Origin of the sequence: Desulfitobacterium nosdiversum, assembly GCF_049860565.1 — a bacterium.
Classification (GTDB): Bacteria; Bacillota; Desulfitobacteriia; order Desulfitobacteriales; family Desulfitobacteriaceae; genus Desulfitobacterium_A; species Desulfitobacterium_A nosdiversum.
In genome coordinates, this window is sequence record NZ_CP172056.1 from 1,912,637 (window position 1) to 1,924,717 (window position 12,081).

At 41.1% G+C, this 12,081-nt stretch carries 14 protein-coding genes; all 14 read left to right on the top strand.

From position 1 onward, the window contains the following. Positions 1-462 precede the first annotated feature (462 nt). Positions 463-1,422: an NAD(P)-dependent alcohol dehydrogenase gene (locus ACHOLT_RS09080; protein ID WP_425807414.1), complete on the top strand. Its 960-nt coding sequence runs from the start codon at positions 463-465 to the stop codon at positions 1,420-1,422. 111 nt (positions 1,423-1,533) lie between these two features. Beyond that, complete coding sequence (locus ACHOLT_RS09085; protein ID WP_425807415.1) at positions 1,534-2,094, top strand: hypothetical protein; 561 nt, start codon at positions 1,534-1,536, stop codon at positions 2,092-2,094. Between the two features lie 128 nt (positions 2,095-2,222). Next, the gene (locus ACHOLT_RS09090) at positions 2,223-2,933 is read left to right on the top strand and encodes a GntR family transcriptional regulator (RefSeq protein WP_425807416.1); all 711 of its coding nucleotides are present in this window, start codon (positions 2,223-2,225) and stop codon (positions 2,931-2,933) included. Between the two features lie 234 nt (positions 2,934-3,167). After that, positions 3,168-3,590, top strand: coding sequence for a phosphonate C-P lyase system protein PhnG (phnG, locus tag ACHOLT_RS09095; protein WP_425807418.1), 423 nt, complete (start codon positions 3,168-3,170; stop codon positions 3,588-3,590). 15 nt (positions 3,591-3,605) lie between these two features. Continuing rightward, on the top strand, positions 3,606-4,199 hold the full coding sequence (phnH, locus tag ACHOLT_RS09100; protein ID WP_425807420.1) for a phosphonate C-P lyase system protein PhnH: 594 nt from the start codon (positions 3,606-3,608) through the stop codon (positions 4,197-4,199). Next, the gene (locus tag ACHOLT_RS09105; protein WP_425807422.1) at positions 4,200-5,330 is read left to right on the top strand and encodes a carbon-phosphorus lyase complex subunit PhnI; all 1,131 of its coding nucleotides are present in this window, start codon (positions 4,200-4,202) and stop codon (positions 5,328-5,330) included. Next, positions 5,327-6,169 (top strand): alpha-D-ribose 1-methylphosphonate 5-phosphate C-P-lyase PhnJ, encoded by an 843-nt coding sequence (locus ACHOLT_RS09110; RefSeq protein WP_425807423.1) that lies wholly within the window; start codon positions 5,327-5,329, stop codon positions 6,167-6,169. The genes ACHOLT_RS09105 and ACHOLT_RS09110 overlap by 4 nt, the downstream gene beginning before the upstream one ends. 11 nt (positions 6,170-6,180) lie before the next feature. Further along, complete coding sequence (locus ACHOLT_RS09115) at positions 6,181-7,026, top strand: ATP-binding cassette domain-containing protein (protein ID WP_425807965.1); 846 nt, start codon at positions 6,181-6,183, stop codon at positions 7,024-7,026. 29 nt (positions 7,027-7,055) lie between these two features. Next, positions 7,056-7,679 carry a DapH/DapD/GlmU-related protein gene (locus ACHOLT_RS09120; protein WP_425807424.1) on the top strand — a complete coding sequence of 208 codons (624 nt, stop codon included), beginning with the start codon at positions 7,056-7,058 and terminating at the stop codon, positions 7,677-7,679. Beyond that, positions 7,680-8,438 (top strand): phosphonate C-P lyase system protein PhnL, encoded by a 759-nt coding sequence (locus ACHOLT_RS09125; protein WP_425807425.1) that lies wholly within the window; start codon positions 7,680-7,682, stop codon positions 8,436-8,438. It begins immediately after the preceding gene. A 70-nt stretch (positions 8,439-8,508) separates the two neighbouring features. Next, complete coding sequence (locus tag ACHOLT_RS09130) at positions 8,509-9,552, top strand: phosphate/phosphite/phosphonate ABC transporter substrate-binding protein (RefSeq protein WP_425807427.1); 1,044 nt, start codon at positions 8,509-8,511, stop codon at positions 9,550-9,552. A gap of 109 nt (positions 9,553-9,661) precedes the next feature. Beyond that, a complete protein-coding gene (phnC, locus tag ACHOLT_RS09135; protein ID WP_425807428.1) occupies positions 9,662-10,444 on the top strand; it encodes a phosphonate ABC transporter ATP-binding protein in 783 nt (260 codons plus the stop codon). After that, positions 10,437-11,222, top strand: a complete 786-nt coding sequence (locus ACHOLT_RS09140) for a PhnE/PtxC family ABC transporter permease (protein ID WP_425807430.1) — start codon at positions 10,437-10,439, stop codon at positions 11,220-11,222. The genes phnC and ACHOLT_RS09140 overlap by 8 nt, the downstream gene beginning before the upstream one ends. Further along, positions 11,222-12,079 (top strand): PhnE/PtxC family ABC transporter permease, encoded by an 858-nt coding sequence (locus ACHOLT_RS09145; protein WP_425807967.1) that lies wholly within the window; start codon positions 11,222-11,224, stop codon positions 12,077-12,079. Before ACHOLT_RS09140 ends, ACHOLT_RS09145 begins: the two co-directional genes overlap by 1 nt. Positions 12,080-12,081 lie beyond the last annotated feature (2 nt).

A 12,081-nucleotide genomic window follows, 5' to 3' on the forward strand; every position in this document is an offset into this window, starting at 1 on the left:
TATTTTGTGTGTTAATTACTAGATACAAGCTTTAAACATACAAAGAATTATGTTGAGATTTTAGGACGGAAATAATCCGATGTGGTAAACCTTTAGTACGTAAGCTGACAATGCGGACATATTTAATCATTTCTAAATCTTTTGATTACAATTCCTTAATTCATATGTTGTATGCTGAAAATAATAAAACATATAAGGGAAGGGAATAATGTGGCTCAGGAAATCGCAATAGTCGATCGGTTAATTGCCAGATTACTTCCATACTGCTGTCGGAGAATAAACGCCAGACTACACGAATCTCAGATTAGTAATTGAAGTGCATTCTGGTAGACAGAAAGATTTTAACTGGTTAATTACGGACTTTGAATGTAATTATTATGAAGGGACGTTAGATGTAATGATCATGTCGGAAGTATTATTGGGTTGATATCATCCAAATCAAAGAAGTATTGGAGGATTCTTATGAGAGCAATTACATATGCGAAATATGGTCCACCAGAGGTTCTTCAACTCAAAGAGGTAGAAAAACCGACTCCCAAGGACAACGAGGTTCTCATAAAAATACATGCAACAACCGTAAATAGAACAGACTGTGGATTTCGAAAAGCTGAATATCTTATTGTTCGATTTATCAGTGGACTCTTTAGACCCAAAAAAAACATATTAGGCAGTGAAATGGCTGGAGAGATTGAAGCAATCGGTAAAGATGTCAAAACATTTAAACCAGCCGATCAGGTTTTTGGATTAAGCACTTTTAATTTTGGAACACATGCGGAGTATATTTGTATACCCGAAACAGGTTCAATCACAACTAAGCCATTAAATATGTCCTATGAAGAAGCAGCTGCCGTCTGTGACGGGATGATGTTGGCAATGACATACATCAGAAGAATAGATTTTAAGAATGTACAAAAGATTTTAATCAATGGAGCCTCTGGATCTATTGGTTCGGCATGTGTGCAACTTGCTAAATATTATGGTGCTAAAATTACAGCAGTATGCAGTACCAAGAATTTAGAATTAGTTAAATCACTCGGTGCTGAAAAAGTAGTAAATTACACAACAGAAGATTTTACAGAAGATGACGAAATGTATGATGTTGTTATTGATGCTGTTGGTAAAAGTTCGTTTTTTCACTGTAAGAAATTGCTAAAGCCAGGGGGAGTATACTATTCAACGGAACTTGGATTTTTATATCAGAATATTTTTTTAGCACTGTTGACTCCATTATTCAGTAATAAAAAAGTTAGGTTTCCGATTCCAAAAGACAGTAAAGAAGATATAGTATTCTTCAAAGAACTTATTGAAGCGGGAAATTATAAAGCGATCATTGATAAACGTTACCCATTGGAACAAATTATTGAGGCCACTCGGTATGTCGAAACAGGGCAAAAAACAGGAAATGTTGTAATAATCATTTGATGAAGTAAGAAGATAAAGGACAGAAACTTAAGGATTAGTATTAATTTGTGGATTGGAGGTTATAGGGGTTTGAATAGGAAAATAGGAATATACTCATCAGTTTTAACTTTAATGGCCGTACTTGGATTTGCGCTTTGTATGATCATAGGAAGTGATTTTGGAAGCTATATTTCAAGCATGTTTATCGCTTGGGGATTTGTTCCGATGATTTGCTCATTTGCTTCATACAGTGAAAAGGAAACAAAAGCCTTTAGTTATACGGCCATAGCTTTTGCCGCCGTTTATACGGTATTGATTATGGTAGTATATTTTGCACAACTAACTGCGGTACGTCTTCTGGAACTCAGCAATCAAGCGTCTCAAATATTGAATTATAAAAGTTTCGGGCTGTTTTTCAGTTATGATTTGTTAGGATATGCCTTTATGGCTTTAGCCACTTTTTTTATTTCATTTACAATTCAAGCGACGACTAAATCGGACAAATGGCTAAAAGCACTTCTATTAATTCATGGGATTTTCTCGGTGTCTTGTGTGATATTGCCAATGCTAGGAGTTTTCAAAGCAGATATGGCTGGTGGAGATTTAATTGGAATATTGGTATTGGAATTTTGGTGTGCTTATTTCGCTCCTGTATGTATCCTTTCTTATTTGTATTTTAGAAGAAAGCAGTAAGTTTATAGGTATTATTTATTATTCAGAAGCGTTTATTCGATTTAACAATTACTAAATCTTTTATTTATGGTTCCTTAATCCATATGTTGTAAGCTGAAAATAGTTAAACATATGAGAGAAGGGATATTGTGGCGCAGAAAGTAGAAATAGTCGATTGGTTAATTGCTCAGATTGCTTCGGGAGAATACAAAGCCCATGATAAGCTGCCTTCAGAGAATAAAATTACTGACCTGTTTAAGGTACCAAGAATAACAGTCCGAAAAGCCTATGAAAGGCTTGAAGAATTAGGCTTTATTTATAAAAAACAGGGCAAAGGAAGCTATGTAAAAGATCGCAGTCAGCAGATTGAATTGGTCTTATCCGGTGATGTGAGCTTCACACAAAAAATGGAGGAAAAGGGCTATAATCTTCAAACAAAAAATGTGTTTTGCAAACCCATTAAATATAATCCAAAGATTTATGATTACTTAGAAGTTGAGGCGAATGATGTCATCTATAAAGTTGGACGATTGCGATTGATTGATCACCAGCCCATTGCGATTCATATTTCGTATATTGCCAAGTCTGTTTTCGCTGATATTGATGAAGTAGGAATGGAGCTTACTTCTATGTTTCACTATTTCCAGACCAGAGGCTTTACGGAGTTCAACTCCAAACCCAGTATATTGAGCATTACATTTCCAACGAAATCTCAACGTTCTCTCTTTCATTGCAGCCAGTTGATTCCGTTTTTAGTGCTGGAATCAGGTTGTACAGATAAAATTAGCGGCAAGGTACTTGAGTACAGGAAAATATATTATCGCAGTGACTGCTTTTCGTATACTATACCTTCTTTATAAAGCCCCTAATAATGAGAAGAGAAACTTTACACGCTGAAATTTTTATTTCGCGTGCGATGTTTCTCTTCTTTTTTTATTTTCTGTTCTCCTTTTTAGGTTTAAAAATATTTCTCATAAATCTTAATTTAAATTTACAGAAGCATAACCCTATTTACAAGAATTTAACTGTACCCAACTTGGCAACAAGTTAACATTATTTGTGAAGAAACACCATGTATTAGGAAGGCTGATTCAATGAACAGACGAAAGAGAACCGAGATTCTTATAAAAGCTTCCGCTGAGGTTGCCGAGAATTTTGCCGAGGAAATTTTGGAAAAGTATAACGTCATTGTTGTAGAAGAAAGCAATGATGGTGTCGTTATGGTCAAGCTGCGGGAAAAGGCGAAAAGCAGTCTCTTTTATTTAGGTGAGGTCTTGATTACCGAATGTAAGGTTATGATCAATGGTTCGCTGGGGATTGGAATAATCAAAGGAAATGAGCCTGAGCGGGCCTATCGTCTGGCAATTATTGATGCGGCTTATAATGCCAATCTTCCTGAAACGGAAGCATGGGAGAAGGGGTTAAAGCACACAGAGGAAGTAATTGCCCAAGCGAACGAAATGTTTACAAGCAAAGTTTTAAAAACGAAAGTTAATTTTGAAACAATGGATGTTTAAGAGGGGGAGAAGCGGATGGGGCTGGATTTAGTCCATGATATACAAAAGGCTTATCGACAGGTTCTCGATTCGATGTCTCAACCGGGTAAGATCAACACAATCCATGAACAGGCAATGAAAAATTCGCTGGAGATCAGATGTTTTCCCTCAACCATAGTTTTAATACAAATGCTGTTGGATACTGAAATTAAATTTAAGGTTTGTTCAAAGCATGAGAAAGAATGGGTTAAATTGATTAATCAGTTGACTTACGCCCAAGTTTCAAATGCGGACGAAGCGGATTTCATCCTTATCCTAAATGATGCCGAAAAAAAAGACGCAGAAATGGCCTTAAAAATGGCGAGCATTGGAAATCTGCAGAATCCTCAGTGCGGTGCAACATTTATCATTGAAGCAAGCTCCTTGAATTCAGGTCAAGAGTTGAAAATTACCGGTCCGGGAATTATGACGGAACAGCTTATTAAAGTCGATACTTTTGAAAACTTAATGGATCTAAGGTCTGAAAAAAATGCGGAATATCCCTTGGGAATCGACCTGATTTTAATCGATTCCCAGGATCATGTTTTATGTCTTCCCCGAACGACACTAATTGAACAGGTGGTTAGATAGATGGGATATGTAGCTGTAAAGGGCGGAACTCAAGCGATTGAAGAATCCATTAAAAGGCTTAAATATGAGCGGCTTCAAAAAGGGATGACCCTGGATTGCAAAAGGATCGAAGCCGGAATGCGTTGCTTGATTGATCAAGTTATGTCTGAAAGCAGTCTTTACAGTGAGGAATTGGCCTCAATTGCCATTAAGCAAGCAGAAGGAAGTCCCGAAGAAGCGGTATTTTTGCTTAGAGCCTATCGTTCGACTTTGCCGCGTAAACATTACACCCGCATCGTCAATACAGAGGACATGTTTGTTGAGAGAAGAATTTCTGCGAGCTTTAAGGATATTCCGGGAGGACAGATTCTAGGCGCAGCCTATGACTATACTCATCGCTTAATTGATTTCAGTCTCACCGAGGAAACGGATGAGGAAACAGCCCGTTGGTTGGCAGATTATATTCAGGATAATCCGCCGGCAAAGGATTTCGTGGAGTTGGATAATTTGACTCAAGTTATCGATTATCTGCGAAAAGAAGGCTTGATTCGCACATGTGAAGATGATGATACGGAACCGTTTGATGTTACAAAAGAAAGCGTCCAATTTCCGACAAGCCGAAGTGCCAGGCTGCAGATTTTAACGCGGGGACAAACTGGAGCTGTAACTTCCCTAGGCTATGCCATATTGCGCAGCTATGGTGCGCTCCACCCGAATGTTGGCGAGCTGAGAATCGGCAATTTACCGCTCTGCGTCGATAATCCGTTTAATGAGGAGCATGAGGAAGAGGATGCTTATTTTATTGGAGAAATCAAAGTGACAGAAGTTGAAACCTTATTTCCGAAAGCGATTGAAAAAGGAAATGGGAGAAAAGAATTAGAGCTGGAGATTGGCTATGGAATCTGCTATGGACAAAATGAAACGAAAGCCATTGCGATGAGCCTCCTCGATAACAGTCTGGAAACGGGCCATCCCGAGTATCCAACCCATAATGAGGAGTTTGTTCTTTTACATATTGATTCCGTGGAAGCGTCAGGGTTTATTTCTCATCTCAAATTACCGCATTATGTCACATTTCAGTCTAAGCTCGACAGTGTTCGGAAATTAAGGAAAAGAGCGGATGGGAAAACCAATGAGGAGTTCGAAGAATGAAAAAACATTATAACTTTGCTTTTTTTGATGAAGGTTCAAAGCGTGAGATTCGCAGAGCAACACTCAAAGCGGTTGCTATTCCGGGGTATCAGGTTCCTTTCGCCTCGCGGGAAATGCCGATTGCCAGAGGTTGGGGAACCGGCGGATTGCAGCTGACGCTTTCCCTCGTAGGAAAAGAAGATGTTTTAAAAGTGATTGACCAGGGTTCTGATGAATCGGTAAACGCAGTGAATATTAAGAAATTAATTACGGAAACAACAGGCATATCCATCACCGAAGAGACCTCAGCAGCAACCCTTATCCAATCCAGGCATAGGATACCCGAAGTTCCCTTACAGGAGGATCAGATTCTCGTTCTGCAGGTTCCAATGCCAGAACCGCTGCGTTCGTATGAGCCAAGCGAATTTAAGACCAAAAAGCTGCATGCTGAGCAAGAATATAGCGGGGCTTGGCTTATCCTTTTCGAAGAAATCATGAATTACGGAAATATGGCAACCGGAGCAGATCATCCTGTCTTGGTGCATAATCGCTATGTTATGGCGCCCAGCCCTATTCCAAGATTCGATAATCATAAATTGAATCATTCCAAGGCGTTAATTCTATTTGGCGCAGGTCGCGAAAAGAAGATATACGCGGTTCCGCCCTACACAAGCGTGGTTTCCCTTGATTTTGAAGATTATCCCTTCGAGGTTGAGTCGTTTCAGGATAAATCCTGCCGGTTGTGCGGGGCCCAGGGGGTTTTTCTCGATGAAATTCAGAATGAGACCACAGGGGAAACCCAGTATCAGTGCAATGATACGAGCTATTGCATGAACCGTTTAAATGAAAAAATTAAATGAGGGAAATGAGCATGTACGATGATGAACAGCCTCTTTTTTCGGTATCCCATTTAAGTAAACAATATGGCCCGGGATGTTCGGATTGCAAGGATTTACAAGGAAAACAGCTGATCAAAAATTATTGCCCAAGCTGTGGAACCGTCTATGCCTGTCAAGACCTATTCTTTGAGGTTTATAAGGGAGAAATATTAGGGGTTGTCGGCGAAAGCGGAAGCGGAAAATCGACGATGATGCAATGCTTATATTTCGATCTTGAACCCACAAGCGGTGAGGCCAGGATTCGTTCCTTTAAAGACGGACAAATGAATATTTTTAACGCTTCCTCCCAGCAAAGAAGCTTCATAAGAAATCATATTCTGGGGAAAGTGTACCAAAATCCGGCTTCAAGCTTAAAAATGAGTTTTTCCTCCATTGGCAATATTGCGGAAAAGCTGATTGCCGCGGGTTACAGAAACGTGAGCCAAATGGAAGCAAGGGGCAAAAAATTGCTGAGCCATGTTAATATCCCCCTTTACCGGATCAAGGAAGCCCCAAGAAATTTCTCGGGAGGGATGCAGCAACGGGTACAGATTGCTAAGGCTTTAGCCAACAATCCGCCTCTCCTTCTCTTGGATGAAGTCACCACAGGCTTGGATTTATCAGTACAAGCGAGTGTTTTGGATTTGATCAAAACCCTTCAGCGGGAAATGAAAATCAGTATGGTGATTGTATCGCACGATTTAGGAGTAATACGTATGCTGGCGGATCGAACCCTCGTGATGCTGGATGGCAAAATTATTGAACAGGGCTTAACCGATCAAATTTTGGAAGACCCTCAAGAAGCCTATACTCAGGAGTTAGTCCAATCCTTGCTCTAGTTCAATTAAACCATTACGGGAGGGAGAACATGATAAAACGGTTGGGACGGGAACCTGTGATTCAGGAGAACAGTAGTTTAACCCATACGACATTAGGGGAGTACACAGAGGTCGGAAAATTTAATACGTTGGAGAATGTTCTGTTGGGGGATTATTCGTATACGGGTGAATTTTGCATTCTGCAAAATGCTGACATCGGTAAGTTTTCCAATATTGCGGCGATGGTCAGAATCGGTCCGGTAGATCATCCGATGCAAAGACCGAGCTTGCATCATTTCACCTACCGCCGTGTTCAATATGGTTTTGCGGAAACGGATGATGAAGAATTTTTTCAATGGAGAGCAGAACAGAAAATCTTGATTGGGCATGATACGTGGATCGGTCACAGCTCAGTCATCATGCCAGGCGTGAACATTGGACGCGGTGCAGTCGTAGGCAGCGGCGCCATAGTAACCCATGATGTCGAGCCCTATACCGTCGTTGTCGGAGTACCGGCCAAACCGATCAAGAAACGGTTTCCAGAGGATACGGTCAAAAAACTTGAGCGAATTCAGTGGTGGAACTGGTCTCATGAAACTTTGAAGGAGAGACTTGCCGATTTTTATCTTCCCATCCATGAATTTGTAAGCAAGTATGATAAAGCAGGTGAATAAATGGAAGAAATCCTTGTAACCGAAAATTTATCGAAATCTTTTACGATTCATAGTTTAAATAAGCATATCGGAGCGCTTCAGGATATTAATTTTACGGTGAACCAAGGGGAATTTGTTGGAATCACCGGAAAGAGCGGAAGCGGCAAAACGACGGTCTTTAAATGCATTTACCGAACTTATGCTCCGGAATATGGAGAGATCTGGTATAACTCGAAGGAGTTTGGCCGGGTCAATCTTGCAAAGCTTTCAGAACGCATGATGATTTATTTAAGAAAGAAAGAAATCGGCTATGTGGCTCAATTCTTGAATGTGATGCCTCGTATTACGGCCAGAGATCTTGTTAAACAAGCTGTACTGGAAATCGGACAGACAGAAGAGCAGGCGAAAAAGGAAGCCGTCAAAATGCTTGACCATTTTGAACTGGATCAAGAGCTATGGGACAGCTATCCGAATACATTTTCCGGGGGTGAAAAATTGCGCCTCAATTTGGCACGGGCTATGGTCAAACACCCTCGATTGCTGCTTTTGGATGAACCGACCGCGAGTTTGGATGTCCAGTCAAAGTTAAAAGTAAAAGCCCTTATTGAGCAGCTAATGCGGGAAGGGACAACCATGCTGGGAATATTTCATGACCTTGAGTTTATGGAGAACCTTTGTACCCGTGAATATGTCATGCAGGAAGGCCGACTGATGGCTAAAAACAAAGAAAAGATCATCCGGCTGAGTTCAAAAAGTAAAAGTTCAAATTCAAAAAATTAACTTCCATTTGTTCTCTTAGAAGAATGATGGAGGAACATATAAAGCTTCTCAAATAGAAAGGAGTTATTCTATGAAAAAGATTGCGTTATCTGTGCTGGCTCTCGGAGTTATTTCAGCCCTTCTTCTCGCCGGTTGCGGAACCACCTCGTCAACAACTGCTGCAGCAGCTAAAGATCCCGATACGATTACGATTGCCTGGTTGCCCAATAATGCCGGAGAGGATTTCAAAGATACCCGTGCTGCCATTGATAAGGTCATCGCAGATGCCACAGGCAAAAAAGTGGAAGATAAATTAACGACTGACTATGCCATCGTCATTGAAGCGGTAAGTAAAGGGGATGCCCAACTTGCTTTCGTCGGAGCGCAGCAGTATGTTGAAGCTCATAACAAAAATCCTAAGGTTTTGCCCTTGGTTGTGAATAGCGGTAACTCCGGAACCTTAAGCGATGCTATGTATTATAGCCGTTTTGCCGTTAAGAAGGGCAATGAAAGCCAATATCAATCAGGCTCGGGTTTTTCCATTGACAATATTGCAGGCAAGAGAATGGGTTTTGTTTCCCCAAGCTCAACTTCCGGTTTTGCAGTACCCACGAGTCAAATTCTATCGACTTTCACGAAACAAGATAAGTGGAAAAACTTGACCAAGGATGATCTGACTCAAGGAGGAAATGGAAAGTTCTTCAGTCAAGTGACCTTTGGAGGATCTCATCAGGGAAATGCGGTTAACCTCTTAACCGATAAAGTGGACGTTGCAGCAATTGACGATGTGGATCTTGTCAGTTATGTTGATCTGACGTCTGGCAAAGAAAACACGGAGGGAGCGGTATATACCGTTAAAAATAATGCGACTGCTCCTTTTGACAAACTTGCGGGCGCGCAATTTACGCTTATTAAGCCAATTCCGGTCATGAATGGTCCGATCATGGTCAATACGGGTGCCTTGACTCAACAAACAGTTGAAAAATTAACGGCTGCACTAACCTCGGATACGACAACACAAGATACTAAGATTTTCATTCCTAAAGATTCCAAAACGAAAGGATTTTTCAACCAGCCTCAGCATTTTCTTAAGGTAGATGATTCCTGGTATCAACCGATCCGCGACCTTAAATAACTAAAACCCTGCTTAGTATACAGGCTCAGGCTTAATAAGCTGAGAGTTAATCAAGAGAGGGGAAGGCGAGATTCGTAAGCCTGCCCCTCTAAGTAAAGGAAGAAGATTTATGACGTTGTTAGAAATTAAAAACGTCTCAAAAGAGTATAATTCGCAAACCTCGGCCCTTGAAAACGTGTCCTTTTCGGTGGAAAAAGGTGAGTTTGTCGCCATTATCGGTCCTTCAGGAGCGGGCAAGTCCACTCTTTTGCGCTGTATCAACCGAATGATTGAAGTTACAGCGGGAGAAGTTTTCTTTGAAGGTGAAAATATATCCGTACTCGGAAAGAGAGACCTCAGAAAACTGAGAACGAAGATCGGCATGATCTTTCAGCATTACAATTTAGTGGATCGTCTAACGGTTATCGAAAACGTACTCCATGGCAGATTGGGATATAAATCAACCTTGGCAGGAATTCTTGGCCGTTATACTCCTGAAGAAAAGAAGCAAAGCTTTAAGATTATTGAAACCTTGGGGCTTAATGACCATGTCTATAAGCGCTGTGATCAATTAAGCGGCGGACAAAAGCAGCGTGTAGGAATCGCCCGGGCCTTGGTGCAGAATCCAAAAATGATTTTATGTGATGAACCCATCGCTTCCCTGGACCCGAATGCCTCCAAAATTATCATGGATCATTTGCGCGACATTTGCACTGAGATGGGGATAACCGTCATCGTTAATCTTCATCAGGTTGAAGCCGCCCTGAGATATTCTGACCGAATTATCGGCATTAACAAGGGAAAAGTGGTTTACGACGGATCGCCGGATCAACTTACGGATGAGAAAATAGCCGATATTTATGGCTCTGAGTCGGGTGAATTACTCATTAAGTTGGGAGAAAAATATGCATAGGGATATTTTTGCGCAGCGAAGAAATGAAAGTTTAGTTTTTTTTTCGCTGCTGGCCATACTGACCGTTGGTTCCGTCATTATTACGCATTATGATGTCGTGAAGGGGTTTTTGAGTTTCGGGGAAGCCTTAAACTGGGGAGTCAGCAACTTTTACCCTGATGCCAAGTCAATGATAAAGCTCCCTGATATTTTTCAAAAATTGAAGGAAACCGTGTTAATGTCGGTCGCCGCAACGACGATTGCTTCCGCTTTTGCCCTGATGCTTGCCTTAGTGGGTTCGAGAACAACGCGAAGCAATTCTTTTTTTAGTATTCTCAGCCGCGGGATAGCTTCCTTTTTCCGAAATGTCCCCCTTGTGGCCTGGGCCATGGTTTTAATGCTGGCCTTTAGTCAAAGTGCCTTAACGGGTTACTTAGCCCTGTTTTTTGGTTCTGTAGGATTTCTCACTCGGTCTTTTATCGAAACGATTGATGAGGTGAGCCATAATTCTGTGGAAGCTTTACAAGCAACGGGTGCCAGGTATTCGCATATTATTTTTCAATCCGTACTTCCTTCAAGCATGCCCCAGATGATCAGCTGGCTTCTCTACATGATTGAAACGAATATCCGCGATGCGACCTTGGTTGGAATTCTTACGGGAACGGGTATTGGATTTTCTTTTGATATGTATTACAAGAGATTGGATTATCATTCGGCAAGTTTAACGGTGATTCTGATTGTAATTACCGTAATCCTGATTGAATCGTTATCCAATAAAATCCGAAGGGTGATTTTGTGATGGAATTTCAGGAATCAATAAAAGGATGGGCGAAAACAGAGACAGATGATTATATGTTTAGTGTTTACGCTAAAAAGCCCCTAAACAAGGCGTCGATTGCTATGTGGAGTGTGCTCCTTGCTCTTTTGGTCATAACGGTATACGCTCTTGGGTCGATGGATAATCAAAATATAAATATCGTTAAAGGAATTGCCGATACGTTTCACAATTTTAACCTGATGCTTTTACACCCCTTATCTCATCGCTTTACTTGGCTGGAAGCGATCTATGAAGTTTGGGTAACATTGGGTTTGGCTTTTTTAACGACTCTGTATGGCGCGATCATCGCCTTATTTTTGGGATTGCTGGCAGCCCAAAATTTAACGTCTAAATATGTAACGAATATCGTTAAAGGTTTTATCGCCTTTATACGCGCAGTTCCCACAATTTTATGGGTTTTGATATTTGCCGTAGCCGCCGGGTTAGGGAGTGCCGCTGCCATCATCGGCATGACCTTCCACTCCGTGAGTTACCTGACCAAGGCCTTTTCAGAGTCCTTTGAAGACCTCGATCGAAGCGTAATTGAAGCCTTAAAGGCAAGTGGAGCCAATTGGTGGCAAATTGTTTTTCAGGCCGTCATTCCTTCAGCAAGCACTTATTTGCTTTCCTGGATTTTCTTAAGGTTTGAAATAAACTTTGGAAATGCCGTAGCAATGGGTGCCGCTGCAGGAGCTGCCGGAATCGGGTTTGATCTGTTTATGGCCAGTGGATTTTATTTTGATCTTCAGGAAGTAGGCATGATTACGTATTTAATTCTGGCATGCGCTATTGTCCTTGAGTTAATTTCTGTCCAAATGAAAGCTAAACTTCATCAATAGGG

Bases quoted from the DNA above. Each gene is read 5' to 3' on its own strand.
- phnG (WP_425807418.1), top strand. From the start codon at position 3,168: ATGAACAGACGAAAGAGAACCGAGATTCTTATAAAAGCTTCCGCTGAG.
- phnC (WP_425807428.1), top strand. From the start codon at position 9,662: ATGACGTTGTTAGAAATTAAAAACGTCTCAAAAGAGTATAATTCGCAA.
- ACHOLT_RS09125 (WP_425807425.1), top strand. From the start codon at position 7,680: ATGGAAGAAATCCTTGTAACCGAAAATTTATCGAAATCTTTTACGATT.
- ACHOLT_RS09120 (WP_425807424.1), top strand. From the start codon at position 7,056: ATGATAAAACGGTTGGGACGGGAACCTGTGATTCAGGAGAACAGTAGT.
- ACHOLT_RS09140 (WP_425807430.1), top strand. From the start codon at position 10,437: ATGCATAGGGATATTTTTGCGCAGCGAAGAAATGAAAGTTTAGTTTTT.
- ACHOLT_RS09085 (WP_425807415.1), top strand. From the start codon at position 1,534: ATGGCCGTACTTGGATTTGCGCTTTGTATGATCATAGGAAGTGATTTT.
- ACHOLT_RS09115 (WP_425807965.1), top strand. From the start codon at position 6,181: ATGTACGATGATGAACAGCCTCTTTTTTCGGTATCCCATTTAAGTAAA.
- ACHOLT_RS09110 (WP_425807423.1), top strand. From the start codon at position 5,327: ATGAAAAAACATTATAACTTTGCTTTTTTTGATGAAGGTTCAAAGCGT.
- ACHOLT_RS09145 (WP_425807967.1), top strand. From the start codon at position 11,222: ATGGAATTTCAGGAATCAATAAAAGGATGGGCGAAAACAGAGACAGAT.
- ACHOLT_RS09130 (WP_425807427.1), top strand. From the start codon at position 8,509: ATGAAAAAGATTGCGTTATCTGTGCTGGCTCTCGGAGTTATTTCAGCC.
- ACHOLT_RS09105 (WP_425807422.1), top strand. From the start codon at position 4,200: ATGGGATATGTAGCTGTAAAGGGCGGAACTCAAGCGATTGAAGAATCC.
- phnH (WP_425807420.1), top strand. From the start codon at position 3,606: ATGGGGCTGGATTTAGTCCATGATATACAAAAGGCTTATCGACAGGTT.
- ACHOLT_RS09080 (WP_425807414.1), top strand. From the start codon at position 463: ATGAGAGCAATTACATATGCGAAATATGGTCCACCAGAGGTTCTTCAA.